The sequence below is a fragment of the Enterobacter sichuanensis genome, assembly GCF_009036245.1.
GTDB classification, from domain to species: Bacteria; Pseudomonadota; Gammaproteobacteria; order Enterobacterales; family Enterobacteriaceae; genus Enterobacter; species Enterobacter sichuanensis.
Genome location: NZ_CP027986.1, coordinates 1,040,220 through 1,058,477, shown reverse-complemented (window position 1 = coordinate 1,058,477; position 18,258 = coordinate 1,040,220). Strand labels below are relative to the sequence as shown.

Annotated in this window: 18 protein-coding genes; 13 read left to right on the top strand and 5 right to left on the bottom strand. The window is 55.5% G+C overall.

Annotated elements, in window-relative coordinates; translation table 11 throughout:
* The first annotated feature begins 30 nt into the window (after positions 1-30).
* From ampG to C1N69_RS04850, 7 genes are all read left to right on the top strand, one after another.
* Positions 31-1,506 (top strand): muropeptide MFS transporter AmpG, encoded by a 1,476-nt coding sequence (gene ampG, locus C1N69_RS04880; protein ID WP_155030773.1) that lies wholly within the window; start codon positions 31-33, stop codon positions 1,504-1,506.
* Between the two features lie 478 nt (positions 1,507-1,984).
* On the top strand, positions 1,985-2,932 hold the full coding sequence (gene cyoA, locus C1N69_RS04875; RefSeq protein WP_013095851.1) for a cytochrome o ubiquinol oxidase subunit II: 948 nt from the start codon (positions 1,985-1,987) through the stop codon (positions 2,930-2,932).
* A gap of 16 nt (positions 2,933-2,948) precedes the next feature.
* Positions 2,949-4,940 (top strand): cytochrome o ubiquinol oxidase subunit I, encoded by a 1,992-nt coding sequence (gene cyoB, locus C1N69_RS04870; protein ID WP_025756181.1) that lies wholly within the window; start codon positions 2,949-2,951, stop codon positions 4,938-4,940.
* The gene (locus C1N69_RS04865) at positions 4,930-5,544 is read left to right on the top strand and encodes a cytochrome o ubiquinol oxidase subunit III (RefSeq protein WP_025756182.1); all 615 of its coding nucleotides are present in this window, start codon (positions 4,930-4,932) and stop codon (positions 5,542-5,544) included. The genes cyoB and C1N69_RS04865 overlap by 11 nt, the downstream gene beginning before the upstream one ends.
* Entirely contained in the window at positions 5,544-5,870 is a 327-nt protein-coding gene (locus tag C1N69_RS04860) for a cytochrome o ubiquinol oxidase subunit IV (RefSeq protein WP_025756183.1), read from the top strand. Before C1N69_RS04865 ends, C1N69_RS04860 begins: the two co-directional genes overlap by 1 nt.
* Before the next feature lie 11 nt (positions 5,871-5,881).
* Positions 5,882-6,769 (top strand): heme o synthase, encoded by an 888-nt coding sequence (gene cyoE, locus C1N69_RS04855; RefSeq protein WP_025756184.1) that lies wholly within the window; start codon positions 5,882-5,884, stop codon positions 6,767-6,769.
* Between the two features lie 150 nt (positions 6,770-6,919).
* Entirely contained in the window at positions 6,920-8,281 is a 1,362-nt protein-coding gene (locus C1N69_RS04850) for an MFS transporter (RefSeq protein WP_155030772.1), read from the top strand.
* A gap of 31 nt (positions 8,282-8,312) precedes the next feature.
* On the opposite strand, the gene C1N69_RS04845 is transcribed toward C1N69_RS04850, so the two are convergent.
* Positions 8,313-8,804, bottom strand: coding sequence for a YajQ family cyclic di-GMP-binding protein (locus tag C1N69_RS04845; RefSeq protein ID WP_025756186.1), 492 nt, complete (start codon positions 8,802-8,804; stop codon positions 8,313-8,315).
* 121 nt (positions 8,805-8,925) lie between these two features.
* On the opposite strand from C1N69_RS04845, the gene panE reads away from it, so the two are divergent.
* Together panE and yajL are read left to right on the top strand one after the other, a co-directional pair.
* A complete protein-coding gene (gene panE, locus C1N69_RS04840) occupies positions 8,926-9,837 on the top strand; it encodes a 2-dehydropantoate 2-reductase (protein WP_095451581.1) in 912 nt (303 codons plus the stop codon).
* Complete coding sequence (gene yajL, locus C1N69_RS04835; protein ID WP_025756188.1) at positions 9,800-10,393, top strand: protein deglycase YajL; 594 nt, start codon at positions 9,800-9,802, stop codon at positions 10,391-10,393. Before panE ends, yajL begins: the two co-directional genes overlap by 38 nt.
* Positions 10,394-10,486: 93 nt before the next feature.
* On the opposite strand, the gene thiI is transcribed toward yajL, so the two are convergent.
* Entirely contained in the window at positions 10,487-11,935 is a 1,449-nt protein-coding gene (thiI, locus tag C1N69_RS04830; RefSeq protein ID WP_047957877.1) for a tRNA uracil 4-sulfurtransferase ThiI, read from the bottom strand.
* A gap of 191 nt (positions 11,936-12,126) precedes the next feature.
* Here thiI and xseB point away from each other — a divergent pair, with 191 nt between their 5' ends.
* The 4 genes from xseB to C1N69_RS04810 all read left to right on the top strand — a co-directional run bounded on the left by xseB (position 12,127) and on the right by C1N69_RS04810 (position 16,193).
* Positions 12,127-12,369 carry an exodeoxyribonuclease VII small subunit gene (gene xseB, locus C1N69_RS04825; protein WP_008503331.1) on the top strand — a complete coding sequence of 81 codons (243 nt, stop codon included), beginning with the start codon at positions 12,127-12,129 and terminating at the stop codon, positions 12,367-12,369.
* Complete coding sequence (ispA, locus tag C1N69_RS04820) at positions 12,370-13,269, top strand: (2E,6E)-farnesyl diphosphate synthase (protein WP_047957876.1); 900 nt, start codon at positions 12,370-12,372, stop codon at positions 13,267-13,269.
* A 24-nt stretch (positions 13,270-13,293) separates the two neighbouring features.
* Entirely contained in the window at positions 13,294-15,156 is a 1,863-nt protein-coding gene (dxs, locus tag C1N69_RS04815; RefSeq protein WP_155030771.1) for a 1-deoxy-D-xylulose-5-phosphate synthase, read from the top strand.
* A gap of 62 nt (positions 15,157-15,218) precedes the next feature.
* Positions 15,219-16,193 carry an aldo/keto reductase gene (locus C1N69_RS04810; protein WP_155030770.1) on the top strand — a complete coding sequence of 325 codons (975 nt, stop codon included), beginning with the start codon at positions 15,219-15,221 and terminating at the stop codon, positions 16,191-16,193.
* A gap of 62 nt (positions 16,194-16,255) precedes the next feature.
* On the opposite strand, the gene thiL is transcribed toward C1N69_RS04810, so the two are convergent.
* The 3 genes from thiL to ribH form a co-directional block, all read right to left on the bottom strand.
* Positions 16,256-17,227: a thiamine-phosphate kinase gene (gene thiL, locus C1N69_RS04805; protein WP_155030769.1), complete on the bottom strand. Its 972-nt coding sequence runs from the start codon at positions 17,225-17,227 to the stop codon at positions 16,256-16,258.
* Positions 17,228-17,304: 77 nt separating this feature from the next.
* Positions 17,305-17,724 carry a transcription antitermination factor NusB gene (gene nusB / locus C1N69_RS04800; protein WP_006809908.1) on the bottom strand — a complete coding sequence of 140 codons (420 nt, stop codon included), beginning with the start codon at positions 17,722-17,724 and terminating at the stop codon, positions 17,305-17,307.
* A 21-nt stretch (positions 17,725-17,745) separates the two neighbouring features.
* The gene (gene ribH / locus C1N69_RS04795; RefSeq protein WP_003859098.1) at positions 17,746-18,216 is read right to left on the bottom strand and encodes a 6,7-dimethyl-8-ribityllumazine synthase; all 471 of its coding nucleotides are present in this window, start codon (positions 18,214-18,216) and stop codon (positions 17,746-17,748) included.
* Positions 18,217-18,258 lie beyond the last annotated feature (42 nt).

Below are 18,258 nucleotides of genomic sequence, written 5' to 3'. Positions count from 1 at the left end.
CGGTGTGTTACCGGGTCAGTTGCTAAGAACATGTCCAGTCAATACTTACGTATTTTCCAGCAACCGAAATCAGCCATTCTGCTGATCCTCGGCTTTGCCTCGGGTTTACCCCTCGCGCTCACTTCCGGCACGCTTCAGGCATGGATGACGGTCGAGAATATCGATCTTAAAACCATCGGTTTCTTCTCGCTGGTGGGCCAGGCCTATGTCTTTAAGTTCCTGTGGTCTCCGGTCATGGATCGCTACACGCCGCCATTTCTGGGGCGTCGTCGTGGCTGGCTGGTGATGACCCAGGTCCTGCTGCTGCTGGCCATTGCGGGGATGGGTTTTCTTGAACCCACCTCACAGTTACGCTGGATGGCCGCGCTCGCGGTGGTGATTGCCTTCTGCTCCGCTTCCCAGGATATCGTGTTCGACGCCTGGAAGACGGACGTCTTACCGGCGGAAGAGCGCGGTGCCGGTGCGGCCATCAGCGTGCTGGGCTATCGCCTCGGGATGCTGGTCTCCGGCGGACTGGCTCTCTGGCTGGCCGACCGTTACCTCGGCTGGCAGGGTATGTACTGGCTGATGGCTGCCCTGCTTATCCCCTGCATTATCGCGACGCTGTTTGCGCCCGAACCAAGCGATGTAATCCCGGTTCCCCGTACGCTGGAGCAGGCCGTCGCCGAACCACTGCGTGATTTCTTTGGCCGAAACAACGCCTGGCTGATCCTGCTGCTTATCGTCCTTTATAAGCTCGGCGACGCCTTTGCGATGAGCCTGACCACCACCTTCCTTATCCGTGGCGTCGGTTTTGATGCCGGCGAGGTGGGTGTGGTGAACAAAACGCTGGGGTTGTTCGCGACCATCGTCGGTGCGCTCTACGGTGGTGTATTAATGCAGCGCCTGACGCTGTTCCGCGCGCTGTTGATTTTCGGCATTCTGCAAGGGGCGTCTAACGCAGGTTACTGGCTGCTGTCGATCACCGACAAACATATGGTCAGCATGGCTACCGCGGTATTCTTTGAAAACCTCTGTGGCGGGATGGGGACCGCGGCATTTGTCGCCCTGCTGATGACGCTCTGCAACAAGTCGTTTTCTGCCACGCAGTTCGCACTGCTCTCGGCACTCTCTGCCGTTGGCCGCGTCTACGTGGGGCCGATTGCTGGCTGGTTTGTGGAAGCCCACGGCTGGCCGACGTTTTATCTCTTCTCTGTGGTTGCGGCGGTGCCAGGGATTTTATTACTGCTTGTCTGCCGTCAGACGCTGGAATATACCCAGCGAACAGAACACTTTATGCCGCGCACCGAATATCATCGCGCCTACCGTTTTGCGTTACATCTGTTAATGACGGGCTGTGTTGCCCTGGCTCTCTGGCTGATCGTGCTCATTATTAATGCCAGCACGTCGCTGGCGCTCCCTCTGGAAGCCCTTCTGCTGGACGCTGGCGCCCTGCTGGCTGTCGTCGGGATCCTGACGGGAGGCGTGCTCGATTTCATGGCGCTGCGTAAAACGCGCATGACCTGAAGAAAAATGCGAAAGGTTATTTCCCGTTGTAATCACTAAGCGAAATTATAACGGTGAAATAGCCAGCAACCGCTAAAAAAATATTTGTTGTTTTGTGCGGGATAGGATTTGGAAATTATTGGCTCCGGTTCCAAAACACTATTTTTCATTAAACGATTCAGCATTAGAAAGTTTGATTTTTCGTTTTTTAGATGTCTTTTTATTGATAATTAATTGTTAATTTTTTGTTTATTTTTAACAATGGTTATACCAATTGCCCCTTTTAGGGTATGCTTGGGGGTCCTTTCGTTATAAAGCCCATGCCATGCGGCTTCGGTCATAAAAACCGACATAATTTGCAACACTTGTGACACGTGCGGCAGAACCCGGTAACACCTTCCTGACACAGGCCTAATGATGTTTACAGTAATGTAACCTTCCCGTAAAATGCCCGCACACTTTAAACGCCACCAGACTCCCGTGGAATTGAGGTCGTTAAATGAGACTCAGGAAATACAATAAAAGTTTGGGATGGTTGTCATTATTCGCAGGCACTGTATTACTCAGTGGCTGTGATTCTGCACTACTAGACCCCAAAGGACAGATTGGACTGGAACAACGTTCACTGATATTGACGGCTTTTGGCCTGATGTTGATTGTGGTTATTCCAGCCATTTTGATGGCTGTTGGTTTCGCCTGGAAGTATCGTGCGAGCAATAAAGATGCGAAGTATAGCCCGAACTGGTCACACTCCAATAAAGTGGAAGCTGTGGTCTGGACGGTACCTATCCTTATCATCCTGTTCCTTGCCGTGCTGACCTGGAAAACCACTCACGCACTTGAGCCAAGCAAACCGCTGGTTCACGATGAAAAACCTATTACCATCGAAGTGGTCTCCATGGACTGGAAATGGTTCTTCATCTATCCAGAGCAGGGCATTGCTACCGTGAATGAAATCGCCTTCCCGGCGAACACTCCGGTTCAGTTCAAAGTGACCTCCAACTCCGTAATGAACTCCTTCTTCATCCCACGTCTGGGTAGCCAGATTTACGCGATGGCCGGTATGCAGACTAACCTGCACCTGATCGCGAATGAAGCAGGCACCTATGATGGTATCTCCGCCAGCTATAGCGGCCCGGGCTTCTCAGGTATGAAGTTCAAAGCTATCGCAACGCCGGACCGTGCCGCTTTCGACCAGTGGGTTGCAAAAGCGAAGCAGTCTCCAAACACCATGTCTGACATGGCGGCGTTCGAAAAAGTGGCTGCACCTAGCGAATACAACAAGGTGGAGTACTTCTCTAACGTGAAACCTGATTTGTTCAAAGACGTTATTGGCAAATTTATGGATCACGGCAAGAGCATGGACATGACCCAGCCTGAAGGCGAGCACAGCGCGCACGAAGGTATGGAAGGCATGGACATGAGCCACGCGGAAACCGCTCACTAAGGGGCCGAGGAAGAAAATGTTCGGAAAATTGACACTGGATGCAGTGCCCTACCATGAACCGATTATCATGGTTACGGTGGCTGCGATTATCATCGGTGGTGCGGCCTTACTGGCCTTAATCACTTACTTCGGTAAGTGGAGCTACCTGTGGAACGAGTGGCTGACTTCGGTTGACCACAAAAAACTCGGTATCATGTACTGCATCGTCGGTATCGTCATGTTAATTCGTGGCTTTGCGGATGCGATCATGATGCGTAGCCAGCAGGCACTCGCGTCTGCGGGTGAAGCCGGCTTCCTGCCGCCGCACCACTACGATCAGATCTTTACCGCCCACGGCGTTATCATGATCTTCTTCGTGGCGATGCCGCTGGTTATCGGTCTGATGAACGTGGTCGTTCCGCTGCAAATCGGCGCGCGCGACGTTGCGTTCCCGTTCCTGAACAACCTGAGCTTCTGGTTCACGGTTGTCGGCGTAATCCTGGTTAACCTGTCACTGGGTGTGGGCGAATTCGCGCAGACCGGCTGGCTGGCTTACCCGCCGCTGTCAGGAATCGAGTACAGTCCGGGCGTAGGTGTCGACTACTGGATTTGGGCGCTTCAGCTCTCCGGTGTTGGTACAACCCTGACCGGTATCAACTTCTTCGTGACCATTATCAAGATGCGTGCCCCGGGCATGACCATGTTCAAGATGCCGGTATTTACCTGGGCATCGCTGTGCGCCAACATCCTGATTATCGCGTCCTTCCCAATTCTGACCGTCACCATCGCGCTGCTGACCCTGGACCGCTACCTGGGCACCCATTTCTTCACGAATGATATGGGTGGCAACATGATGATGTACATCAACCTGATTTGGGCCTGGGGTCACCCGGAAGTGTACATCCTGGTTCTGCCTGTCTTCGGTGTGTTCTCCGAAATCGCAGCAACCTTCTCGCGTAAGCGTCTGTTTGGTTACACCTCGCTGGTGTGGGCAACCGTCTGTATTACCGTTCTGTCGTTCATCGTTTGGCTGCACCACTTCTTCACCATGGGTGCGGGCGCGAACGTAAACGCCTTCTTCGGTATTACCACCATGATTATCGCCATCCCGACCGGGGTGAAGATCTTCAACTGGCTGTTCACCATGTATCAGGGCCGTATCGTGTTCCACTCAGCCATGCTGTGGACCATCGGCTTCATCGTGACCTTCTCCGTAGGTGGGATGACCGGCGTACTGCTGGCGGTACCAGGTGCTGACTTCGTTCTGCACAACAGTCTTTTCCTGATTGCGCACTTCCATAACGTTATCATCGGTGGCGTGGTCTTCGGCTGCTTCGCTGGCGTAACCTACTGGTGGCCAAAAGCGTTCGGCTTCACGCTGAACGAGAAATGGGGTAAACGCGCGTTCTGGTTCTGGATCATCGGTTTCTTCGTGGCATTTATGCCGCTGTACGTGCTGGGCTTCATGGGTATGACCCGTCGTCTGAGCCAGCAGATTGATCCGCAGTTCCACCCAATGCTGATGGTTGCAGCGGGCGGTGCGGTGCTGATTGCCTGTGGTATCGCGTCTCAGCTGATTCAGTTCTACGTGTCTATTCGCGACCGCGACCAGAACCGTGACCTGACCGGTGACCCATGGGGTGGCCGTACGCTGGAGTGGGCAACCTCTTCTCCACCGCCTTTCTATAACTTTGCCGTTGTGCCGCAGGTTCATGAACGCGACGCATTCTGGGAAATGAAAGAAAAAGGTGAAGCGTACAAGCAACCTGCTCATTACGAAGAGATCCACATGCCGAAAAACAGCGGTGCGGGCATTGTGATTGCCGCTTTCGCAACGGTATTTGGTTTCGCAATGATCTGGCACATCTGGTGGATGGCGATTGTTGGCTTCGCTGGCATCGTAATCAGCTGGATTGTGAAGAGCTTTGACGAGGACGTGGACTACTACGTACCAGTCCGTGAAGTTGAAAAGCTGGAAAATCAGCATTTCGACGAGATTTCTAAAGCGGGGCTGAAAAATGGCAACTGATACTCTGGCGCACTCGACTGCCCACGCGCATGAACATGCGCACCACGATACAGGACCGACCAAAGTCTTCGGTTTCTGGATCTACCTGATGAGCGACTGCATTCTGTTCTGCTGTCTGTTCGCGACCTATGCCGTTCTGGTGAACGGCACAGCGGGCGGCCCGACCGGTAAGGACATCTTTGAACTGCCGTTCGTTCTGGTTGAAACCGCACTGCTGTTATTCAGCTCCATCACCTACGGCATGGCGGCTATCGCCATGTACAAAAACAACAAGAGCCAGGTTGTTTCCTGGCTGGCGTTGACCTGGTTGTTTGGTGCTGGATTTATCGGGATGGAAATCTATGAATTCCATCACCTGATCCTGGAAGGCTTCGGTCCGGATCGCAGTGGCTTCCTGTCAGCGTTCTTCGCGCTGGTCGGTACCCACGGTCTGCACGTGACCTCCGGTCTGATCTGGATGGCAGTACTAATGTTCCAGATCTCCCGTCGCGGCCTGACCAGTACTAACCGTACCCGTATCCTGTGCCTGAGCCTGTTCTGGCACTTCCTGGACGTGGTGTGGATCTGTGTGTTCTCTGTAGTGTATCTGATGGGGGCGATGTAATGAGTCATTCAAACGATCATGGCGCTTCCCACGGTAGCGTAAAAACCTACATGACAGGTTTTATCCTGTCGATCATCCTGACGGTGATCCCGTTCTGGATGGTGATGAGCGGTTCTGCCTCCAAGCCGGTTATTCTGGGTGCAATCCTGGTGACCGCGGTGGTTCAGATTCTGGTGCATCTGGTTTGCTTCCTGCACATGAACACCAAGTCCGATGAAGGCTGGAACATGACGGCCTTCATCTTTACCGTGATTATCATCGCTATCCTGGTAGTCGGTTCCATCTGGATTATGTGGAACCTCAACTACAACATGATGGTTCACTAAGAGCGGCGAGTATGTTTAAGCAATACCTGCAAGTAACGAAACCAGGCATCATCTTTGGCAACCTGATCTCCGTGATCGGAGGGTTCCTGCTGGCCTCTAAAGGCAGCATTGATTACACCCTCTTTATTTACACGCTGGTCGGTGTGTCACTGGTTGTTGCGTCCGGTTGTGTATTTAACAACTACATCGACATGGATATCGACAAGAAGATGGAAAGGACCAAAAATCGGGTGCTGGTGAAAGGCCTGATCGCCCCTTCCGTCTCGCTGGTGTACGCCACCTTGCTGGGTATTGCTGGCTTTATGCTGCTGTGGTTTGGTGCTAACCCGCTGGCCTGCTGGCTGGGGGTGATGGGGTTCGTGGTGTATGTAGGCATTTACAGCCTGTATATGAAACGTCACTCCGTGTACGGCACGCTGATTGGTTCTCTCTCCGGCGCTGCGCCGCCGGTGATTGGCTACTGCGCGGTCACGAACGAGTTCGACAGCGGTGCGGCTATCCTGCTGGCTATCTTTAGCCTGTGGCAGATGCCGCACTCCTATGCCATCGCGATTTTCCGCTTTAAGGATTATCAGGCAGCGAACATCCCGGTTCTGCCGGTCGTGAAAGGCATCTCTGTTGCCAAGAACCACATTACGCTCTACATCATCGCCTTTGCTGTCGCAACGCTGATGCTCTCTCTGGGTGGCTATGCTGGATACAAATATCTGGCGGTAGCGGCTGCAGTGAGCGTCTGGTGGCTCGGTATGGCGCTGCGCGGTTACAAAGTGGAAGATGACAAAGTCTGGGCGCGCAAACTGTTTGTGTTCTCGATTGTCGCCATCACCTCGCTTTCCGTGATGATGTCCGTAGATTTTATGGTGCCAGATTCACACAACCTGCTGACTTACGTCTGGTAAGCCACAACAGATGAATAAAGGGGTGCTTCGGCACCCTTTTTTTATTCACCGAATCTATTAATAACGCATGTAATATTTGTTAAATAACCCTTTATTTACCCCGCCCCTTCCCCGCACTACACTATGGCCTGCTTTTGAACTGAGGTGGTAATGAACGATTATAAAATGACGCCAGGCGAGCTTCGCGCGACCTGGGGCTTAGGGACTGTCTTCTCGCTACGGATGCTTGGCATGTTTATGGTCCTGCCTGTTCTGACCACATACGGTATGGCCCTGCAGGGCGCCAGCGAGGCGCTGATTGGCCTGGCGATTGGCATTTACGGCCTGGCACAGGCGGTGTTCCAGATCCCGTTTGGCCTGCTCTCTGACCGGGTGGGCCGCAAGCCGCTGATCGTCGGCGGACTGCTGGTCTTTGTTCTCGGCAGCATCATTGCCGCCCTCTCCCACTCCATCTGGGGAATTATTCTTGGCCGCGCCCTGCAGGGTTCCGGCGCAATTGCCGCCGCGGTGATGGCGCTGCTGTCAGACTTAACCCGCGAGCAGAACCGTACCAAAGCGATGGCGTTTATCGGCGTGAGCTTTGGTGTGACGTTTGCGATTGCGATGGTGCTGGGCCCCATTATTACCCATGCGCTTGGTCTGCACGCCCTGTTCTGGATGATTGCCGTGCTGGCGACGGTCGGGATTGCCTTAACCCTGTGGGTGGTGCCGGACAGCAAAAACCACGTCCTGAACCGTGAATCAGGGATGGTAAAAGGCTGCTTCAGCAAGGTGATTGTTGAACCCCGCCTGCTCAAGCTCAATTTTGGCATTATGTGTTTGCACATCCTGCTGATGTCGACCTTTGTCGCCCTGCCCGGCCAGCTTGCCGCTGCAGGTTTCCCGGCGGCTGAGCACTGGAAAATTTATCTGGTCACGATGCTGATTTCGTTTGTCTCCGTCGTGCCGTTTATCATCTACGCCGAAGTGAAGCGCAAAATGAAGCGCGTCTTCGTGGGCTGTGTGGCGGTCCTGCTGATTGCCGAGATCGTGCTCTGGGGCGCCGGCCCGCACTTCTGGGAGCTGATCGCCGGCGTGCAGCTCTTCTTCCTCGCCTTTAACCTGATGGAAGCGTTGCTCCCGTCGCTGATCAGCAAAGAGTCTCCCGCCGGCTACAAAGGTACGGCGATGGGCATTTACTCCACCAGCCAGTTTCTCGGCGTGGCGATCGGCGGCTCGCTTGGTGGCTGGGTTGACGGGCTGTTTGATTCACAAACGGTATTTCTCGCCGGTGCGCTACTTGCGACGGTCTGGCTGCTGGTCGCCAGCACCATGAAAGAGCCGCGCTACGTGAGCAGCCTGCGGGTAGAAATTCCGGATGACGTTGCGATTAACGATGCGCTGAAGCAGCGTCTCGAAGCCAAAGAGGGGGTGACAGAGGTGCTTATTGTCGCGGAAGAACGCAGCGCTTACGTCAAAATAGACAGTAAAGTGACCAACCGCTTTGAGGTCGAGCAGGCGCTCAACGCCTGAAAAAAAGCCCGGTTAAACCGGGCTCTCTTTATTAATCGCGGAAGTTTTTAAACTGGAACGGTTGTCCCAGATCGCCGCCACGCACCAGCGCCATCACGGACTGCAGGTCATCGCGTGACTTTCCGGTCACACGAATTTCTTCGCCCTGGATCTGCGCCTGCACCTTCAGCTTGCTGTCTTTGATGAGCTTAACGATCTTCTTCTGCACCGCGCTCTCAATGCCCTGCTTCAGTTTGGCTTCCACAAACCAGGTTTTACCGCTGTGGACAAAGTCTTCCGGCACATCCAGAGACGTCCCTTCAATGCCGCGTTTTAACAGCTTAGCGCGCAGAATATCGAGCAGCTGGTTCACCTGGAAATCAGACTCGCTCAGCACCTTAATGGTCTTATTTGCATCGTTGAGCTCAAACGACGCCTCTACGCCACGAAAATCGAAACGTGACTCAACTTCGCGGGTTGCGTTCTCAACGCCGTTGCGAACTTCCTGGATATCAACTTCGGAAACAATATCGAAAGATGGCATCTTTTCTTCTCCCTTCACTTTTGTTGCGTTGCATAATACCCGCTACGAGACATAACTCAACAGAAGCTTAGCTGTATAATTAAGCTGTAACACCTGGCGCAGTTGCAGGTGAGGAGGAACAATGAAAATTACAGTGCTCGGATGCGGAGCCCTTGGTCAGCTATGGCTGACTGCGTTGTGCAAGCATGGACATGAGGTTCAGGGCTGGCTGCGCGTGCCCCAGCCCTATTGCAGTGTAAACCTGATTGGTGAAGACGGAAGCATCTTTAACGAATCCCTCACTGCGAACGATCCGGATTTCCTGGCGCAAAGCGACCTTTTACTGGTGACGCTCAAAGCGTGGCAGGTCTCGGACGCGGTCAAAACCCTGGCCGTGCAGCTCCCCCCCACGTCCCCCATCCTGCTGCTGCATAACGGCATGGGGACCCTGGATGAACTGAAAAGCGTCCCGCAGCCCCTGCTGATGGCGACAACCACTCACGCTGCACGCCGCGACGGTAACATTATTGTCCATGTCGCCAGCGGCGTGACGCACATCGGGCCTGCCAGACCGCAGGATGGGGACTACAGTTATCTGGCTGATGTCCTGCAGAAGGTATTACCTGACGTGGCCTGGCATAACCACATTCGTCCTCAACTCTGGCGCAAGCTGGCCGTCAACTGCGTGATTAACCCGCTGACGGCGCTGTGGAACTGCCCAAACGGGGAGCTGAAAAATCATCCAGATGAGGTTGCGCTGCTGTGTGCGGAAGTCGCGGCGGTTGTTGAGCGGGAAGGCTTGCATACCTCGGCAGACGATTTACGCTGTTATGTCGAACAGGTCATTGAGAGTACCGCAGAAAACATCTCCTCGATGCTGCAGGATGTTCGGGCATTACGCCACACAGAGATCGACTACATCACGGGATATCTGCTAAAACGCGCCCGCGCGCACGGCATCGCGGTGCCGGAAAACGCCCGTCTGTATGACCTGGTTAAACGTAAGGAGAGTGAATATGAGCGCGTCAGCACTGATCTGTCTCGCCCCTGGTAGCGAAGAGATGGAAGCGGTCACTACCATTGATTTGATGGTGCGCGGCGGCATTAAGGTCACCACCGCCAGCGTCGCCAGCGACGGTAATCTGGCTATCACCTGCTCGCGCGGGGTGAAGATCCTCGCGGATGCCCCGCTTGTGCAGGTGGCTGACGGGGAGTATGACATTATCGTGCTGCCCGGTGGCCTGAAGGGTGCGGAGTGTTTTCGTGACAGCCCGTTGCTGGTCGAGACCGTGCGTCAGTTCCATCTTTCGGGCCGTATCGTGGCCGCCATTTGTGCTGCGGCCGGCACGGTGCTGGTACCCCATGACATCTTCCCCATCGGCAACATGACCGGCTTCCCGGGGCTTAAGGATACGATCCCGGAAGAGCAGTGGGTGGATAAACGCGTGGTCTGGGATCCGCGCGTCAACCTGCTGACCAGCCAGGGGCCAGGCACCGCGATTGATTTTGGCTTAAAGATTATCGACCTGCTGGTCGGGCGCGAAAAAGCGTACGAAGTGGCATCATCGCTGGTGATGCCGGCGGGGATTTATAATTACTATGAAGAGTAGTGCATAAAAAAGCCGGGTGGCGGCTACGCCTTACCCGGCCTACAAATGCACGGTATCGTAGGCCCGGTAAGCGAAGCGCTACCGGGCGAGAAACTACGGACGATACACCTTCACATTGGCAAAGCCCTGCTCGCGCAGATACAGCGCCTGCAGACGGCTCATCACCCCGCGCTCACACCACAGCAGGTACGTTTTGCTCTGGTCGAGGTCGCCAAACTTCGTGCTCAGCTTGTAGAACGGCAGCGAAACCACTTCCACACCGTCTACCTGCAGCGGCTTGTCATCCTGCTCATCAATAGAGCGGATATCCAGAATCGCATCGTTCGCACCGAAACCGCTCACGGTTTCCACTTCAACCACGTCCTGTTCGGTCTGCTGGGCAATTTCGCGGATATCAATGTTGGACGCTTCCGCCACCACTTTATCCAGAATGCTGAAATCGAAGTTCTCTTCTTCCGCTTCGATCTTCGCCTTCACCGCTTTAACGGTCGGGCTTTTTGAGATCACACCGCAGTACTCCGGCATGGTGCGGGCAAAATCTTCGGTACCAATTTCACGCGCCAGGTCGATGATGTGCTCTTTGTCGTGGGAAATCAGCGGGCGCAGGATCAGGGTATCAGACACATTGTCGATAAGGCGCAGGTTGGTCAGCGTCTGGCTGGAGACCTGGCCCAGCGCTTCCCCGGTGACCAGCGCCTGCACGCCGTAGCGCTCCGCCACTTTGGATGCCGCACGCACCATCATACGCTTCAGGATGACGCCCATCTGGCCATCGTCCACTTTCTCAAGAATTTCGCCGACCACAGGTTCGAAGTTGATCGCCACAAAACGCACGCGGTGGGAGCTGCCGAAGCGGTTCCACAGATAATGCGCGACCTGACGAACGCCAATTTCGTGCGCCGCACCGCCCAGGTTGAAGAAGCAGTAGTGCACGCGGCAGCCGCGGCGCATCAGCATATAGCTGGAGACGCCGGAGTCGAAGCCGCCGGAGATCAGGGACAGGACATCTTCCTGAGTCCCGATCGGGAAACCGCCAATACCTTCATAGCGCCCTTTCACCAACAGCAGGCGATCGTTTTCGATCTCCAGATTCACGGTCACGTCCGGGTTGGTCAGACGCACGCGCGCAGACTCAACGTGCTGGTTCAGACCGCCGCCGACGTAACGTTCCACTTCAATGGAGCTGAATTCGTGTTTACCGCGACGCTTCACGCGCACGCAGAAGGTTTTGCCTTCAATCTGGTCGCGATACTGAACCAGCGCTTTCTCGAAGATATCGTGCATGTCGCTGAACGGGACATCTTCCACTTCCAGAATATGGTGGATCCCCGGGATACGGGTCAGGGCGTCACGAATGTCCTGACGTTTGTTTTCGTCTTTCGCACGGACTTCAACGTGGTCCCAGTGGCGCACCACGGCGAGGGTTTCGTCGTAGTGCTTTAATACGTTACGAATGTTCCCGGTGAGAATTTTAATAAAGCGCAAACGCACAGATTGGCTTTTGATGGTGATTTCAGGGAACAATTTAATGATAAACTTCATGGCGGCAATGTTTCTTAGGCAAGCGTATTAAGGCTTGTAATGGAAAAGAGTACAGCAGCCCACACCCGTGGCTGCATCCAGGCGCGCAAGTATACCACCATCGCGCCGCTCCTGTGCACATTGCGCGTTATTTGATAATTGCCCTGAGTCCGTTACCATGTCGGGGCTGAGAATATAAGAGTCAATTCACTATGCCGAAGAAGAACGACGCACCGGCCAGTTTCGAAACTGCGCTGAGTGAACTGGAGCAGATTGTTACCCGCCTTGAGAGCGGCGATCTCCCGCTGGAAGAGGCGCTCAACGAATTCGAGCGCGGCGTGCAGCTGGCGCGCCAGGGGCAGGTCAAGCTGCAGCAGGCTGAACAGCGCGTACAGATCCTGCTGTCCGACAGCGAAGACGCGAAAACCACGCCTTTTACACCGGACGCCGAGTAAATGGATTTTGCCAACAAGCTTCAGGCGCGTGTCGTGCGCGCCAACGACGCCCTGCGCCGTTTCATTGCGCCCCAGCCTTTTCAGAACACTCCACTGGTTGAAGCCATGCACTATGGCGCACTCTTGGGGGGAAAGCGCCTGCGCCCGTTTCTGGTGTACGCCACAGGCAATATGTTTGGTATCAGCGATAACACGCTGGACGCCCCGGCAGCCGCCGTGGAGTGCATCCATGCTTATTCGCTGATCCACGATGATTTACCGGCCATGGATGATGACGATCTGCGTCGGGGTCAACCTACCTGCCACATCAAATTTGGCGAGGCGAATGCCATTCTGGCGGGTGATGCCCTGCAAACGCTGGCATTCTCGATCCTGAGCGATGCACCGATGGCGGAAGTGGCTGACCGCGACCGCCTGGCGATGATCTCCGAACTGGCAATGGCCAGCGGCGTGGCCGGCATGTGCGGCGGACAGGCCCTCGATCTGGACGCGGAGGGACGTCAGGTTAATCTGGAACAGCTGGAGCGTATTCATCGCCATAAAACCGGGGCATTGATTCGTTCAGCCGTACGCCTGGGCGCGCTGAGCGCGGGTGAGCGAGGGCGCAAAGCCCTGCCGATTCTGGACAGATACGCCGAAAGTATCGGTTTGGCATTCCAGGTTCAGGATGACATTCTGGATGTGGTGGGCGATACTGCAACATTGGGAAAACGTCAGGGTGCGGATCAGCAGCTTGGCAAAAGTACCTACCCCGCCCTGCTGGGTCTTGAGCAAGCCCAGCGTAAAGCCCGGGATCTGATTGACGATGCCCGCCAGTCGCTGAATCTGCTGGCCGCGCAATCACTGGATACTTCGGCACTGGAAGCGCTAGCGGACTATATAATCCAGCGTGATAAATAAACACACTATCTCGATGAGCCTTTGATGAGTTTTGATATTGCCAAATACCCGACACTGGCGTTAGTTGACTCCACCCAGGAGTTACGTCTGTTGCCGAAAGAGAGCCTGCCGAAGCTGTGCGACGAGCTGCGTCGTTACCTGCTCGACAGCGTAAGCCGCTCCAGCGGCCATTTCGCCTCCGGGCTTGGCACGGTTGAGCTGACCGTGGCGCTTCACTATGTCTATAACACGCCGTTCGATCAGCTTATCTGGGACGTGGGCCACCAGGCCTATCCGCACAAAATTCTGACCGGACGTCGCGATAAGATTGGCACCATTCGTCAGAAAGGGGGCCTGCATCCGTTCCCGTGGCGCGGTGAGAGCGAGTACGACGTATTGAGCGTCGGTCACTCCTCCACCTCCATTTCAGCGGGCATCGGGATTGCCGTGGCCGCTGAAAAAGAGAACAAGCAGCGCCGCACCGTCTGCGTGATCGGCGACGGCGCCATCACCGCCGGGATGGCCTTTGAGGCCATGAACCACGCGGGCGACATCAAGCCGGACATGCTGGTGATTCTGAACGACAACGAAATGTCGATTTCCGAAAACGTCGGCGCGCTGAACAACCATCTGGCACAGCTGCTCTCCGGCAAGCTTTACTCAACGCTGCGTGAAGGCGGCAAGAAAGTTTTCTCCGGCGTACCGCCGATCAAAGAGCTGCTCAAACGTACCGAAGAGCACATCAAAGGCATGGTCGTGCCGGGCACGCTGTTTGAAGAGCTGGGCTTTAACTATATTGGTCCTGTTGATGGTCATGACGTGCTGGGGCTGGTGTCCACGCTCAAAAACATGCGCGACCTGAAAGGCCCGCAGTTCCTGCATATCATGACCAAAAAAGGGCGTGGTTACGAACCGGCGGAAAAAGATCCGATCACCTTCCACGCGGTACCGAAATTTGACCCGTCCAGCGGCTGTCTGCCGAAAAGCAGCGGCGGTATGCCGAGCTATTCAAAAATCTTCGGCGACTGGCTGTGCGAAACCGCCGCGAAAGACAGTAAGCTGATGGCGATCACCCCGGCCATGCGTGAAGGTTCCGGCATGGTGGAGTTCTCTAAAAAATACCCTGACCAGTACTTTGACGTGGCCATTGCCGAGCAGCATGCGGTCACCTTTGCGGCGGGTCTGGCGATTGGCGGCTACAAACCGGTTGTCGCGATCTACTCCACCTTCCTGCAGCGCGCTTACGATCAGGTTATTCATGACGTGGCGATTCAGAAACTGCCGGTACTGTTTGCAATCGATCGTGCCGGCATCGTCGGCGCTGATGGCCAGACGCACCAGGGCGCATTTGATCTCTCCTTCCTGCGCTGTATCCCGGAGATGGTGATCATGACGCCAAGCGACGAGAACGAATGTCGTCAGATGCTATTTACCGGCTACCACTATCAGGACGGGCCGAGCGCGGTTCGCTACCCGCGCGGTAATGCGGTGGGCGTTGAGCTTCAGCCGCTGGAGAAACTGGCGATCGGTAAAGGACTGGTAAAACGTCGTGGCGAGAAAGTGGCGATCCTGAACTTCGGCACGCTAATGCCAGAGGCCGCAAAGGTGGCGGAATCGCTGAATGCCACGCTGGTGGATATGCGTTTTGTGAAGCCGCTCGACGAATCCCTGATCCTCAGCATGGCTGAAACGCATGACGTGCTGGTCACCCTGGAAGAAAACGCCATCATGGGTGGCGCAGGCAGCGGCGTGAACGAGGTGCTGATGTCGAACCGTAAAGCCGTTCCGGTGCTCAACCTCGGTCTGCCGGACTACTTCATCCCACAAGGCACTCAGGACGAAGCCCGCGCGGCGATTGGCCTGGATGCTGCCGGTATCGAAGCCAAAATCCGCAGCTGGCTGGCCTGATCCCTCCCCTTTTCCGCTCCTGCTATGCTTAAACGTATTGTTTAAACAGCAGGAGCGGAACCATGCAATATACGACATTAGGAAAAACAGATCTCAGGGTTTCCCGACTTTGTCTGGGATGCATGACCTTTGGTGAGCCCGACCGGGGGAACCACGCCTGGACGCTGCCGGAAGAGAGCAGCCGTCCGATTATCAAACGCGCCATAGAGGGCGGCATTAACTTCTTTGACACCGCCAACAGCTACTCCGACGGCAGCAGTGAAGAGATTGTTGGCCGTGCCCTGCGTGATTTTGCACGCCGGGATGAAATCATCGTCGCCACCAAGGTGTACTACCCGGTGGGCGATCTGGCGGAAGGCCTTTCTCGCGCCCAGATCCTGCGTTCTATTGATGACAGCCTCAGACGCCTGAACATGGATTACGTCGACCTGCTGCAAATTCACCGTTGGGATTACAACACGCCGATCGAAGAGACACTTGAAGCGCTCAACGACGTGGTGAAAGCCGGTAAAGCGCGCTACATCGGCGCATCGTCCATGCACGCATCGCAGTTTGCCCAGGCGCTGGATCTCCAGGCACAGCACGGCTGGGCGCGCTTTGTCACCATGCAGGATCACTACAATTTGATCTATCGTGAAGAAGAGCGCGAGATGCTGCCGCTGTGCTACCAGGAGGGAGTAGCGGTCATCCCCTGGAGCCCGCTGGCGCGTGGACGTCTGACCCGTCCGTGGGGGGAAACCACGGCCCGGCTGATATCCGATGAGGTGGGGAAAAATCTGTACGGCGGAACAGAAGCCAGCGATGCGCTGATTGCCGAACGTTTGGCCGGGATCGCCGACGATACCGGTGCAACCCGCGCCCAGGTGGCCCTGGCGTGGCTTCTGGGCAAGCGTGGTGTCGCGGCCCCCATTATCGGCACGTCCCGGGAAGAGCAGCTGGACGAACTGTTAAATGCGGTGGATATCACGCTGACGCCAGAGCAGATTGCCGAGCTGGAGACGCCGTATCAGCAGCATCCGGTGGTGGGGTATAAATAAGCCCTCTCTTTTGTAGGCCGGGTAAGGCGTAGCCTCCACCCGGCAACACAGAGCGCACAACATCACGCGAAGTGGTCGTACCCTTTCCAGTCCAGCGTCACGGGCGCACCGTCTTTCACAAACTTCAGCCCTTCACTCTCCGGCATAATCTGCCCGATACAGGTAAATTTCGCGCCGAGATGGGCTAACGCCACATCCAGCGTGCCACGGTTGAGTTCCGGAACGGTAAAGCACAATTCATAGTCTTCACCACCCGAGAGCGCCCAGCGCAGAGCCTGTTCAGGCTCCACATGGCGAAGCAGCTGCTCTGACAGCGGGAACAGATCCAGATCGATGCGCGCGCCAACGCCGCTGGCTTTCAGAATATGCCCGAGATCTGAGATAAGCCCGTCAGAGAGATCGATAGCCGAGCTTGCCCGCTCGCGCAGCGCCTGACCGTGCAGAATTCGCGGCGTCGGGCGCAGATGGCGTTTCACCAGATAGGCCGCATCGTCAGCGTCCTTCACGGTTAAGCGATCCTGAAGAATCGCCAGGCCCGCGGCGCTGTCCCCCGGCGTACCGGTCACGTAGATCCAGTCGCCGGGTTTTGCCCCCGAGCGCTTCAGCGCGCGACCGAGCGGCACATAGCCGTGGATCGCCAGCGTCATCGACAGCGGCCCGGCCGTGGTATCACCGCCGATCAGCTGCATATCGTAGTAATTAAGCTGCTCAAACAGCGCATCACTAAAGGCTTCAAGCCAGGCTTCATCCACCTCAGGCAACGTCAGAGCCAGCGTTAACCAGGCGGGATCGGCACCCACCGCCGCCAGATCGCTGACGTTAACCGCCAGTGCTTTATAGGCCAGATCGGCAGGATCGATACCCGGTAAAAAATGACGTCCGCACACTAAGGTGTCGGTGCTGATTGCCAGCGTCTGTTTTTCGGGAACATTGAGAAGTGCGCAGTCATCGCCAATGCCGGTTTCAACATCAAGACGAGAGGTTCTGACACGGTCGAAATAACGGGCAATCAGGGAGAATTCGCCGCATGCCATACGTTATGCCTCAGCAAATAAAAGAAAAAACCGGAGCCGCACTGCCCGTCAGGCAATGCAGGACTCCGGTTTGCGGATCACTTTTTGTGGGGACGGATCGCAGGTGCTGCTTTATCAAGAACGCCGTTTACGAACTTGTGGCTGTCTTCAGCGCCGAAGGTTTTCGCCAGTTCGATCGCTTCGTTGATGGCCACTTTGTACGGCACATCATCACGTTTTGACAGCTCAAACAGCGCAATGCGCAACACTGCTTTTTCAACCTGGCCCAGCTCTTCGAGCAGACGGGACAGGTATGGCTTCATCAGACCATCGAGATACGCGCTATTAGTCGCCACTCCCGACAGCAGTTCACGGAAGTACAGAACGTCAACGTCTTTCACGTCCTGTTCTGACAGGAACTGGTATTCAACATCAGCGATGTCGTTCTGGGACAACTGCCAGGAGTAAAGTGCCTGGACGGCACATTCACGGGCGCGGCGACGAGCAGCAGGTTTCACGGAATTCCCCTTACAAAAAAATCAGGCCTTGATGGCTTTCAATACATTGATCATTTCAAGCGCGGTCAGTGCAGCTTCTGCACCTTTGTTACCGGCTTTGGTGCCAGCACGTTCGATGGCTTGTTCAATACTTTCGGTGGTCAGCACGCCGAACGCGACAGGAATTTCAGCATCCTGTGCAACGTGTGCCAGACCGTTGCTTGCACCGCCCGCAACGTATTCGAAGTGCGCAGTGCCGCCACGAATAACGGTACCCAGCGCAATCACCGCGTCGTATTTACCGGTTTTCGCCAGCGCGCCCGCTGCCAGAGGCAGTTCGTAAGCACCTGGAACCCACACAACGGTAATGTTGTCATCTTTAACCTGGCCGATACGTTTCAGGGCGTCAACCGCACCTTCCAGCAGGCTGTCGTTGATGAAGTTGTTGAAACGCGCAATGGTGATGGCGACGCGAGCGTCCGGGGTAGCTACAGCAGCTTCAATAATGTTCATACTCTTCCTTTACGGGTTCATTTGGCCCCGCAGGGGGGCGGA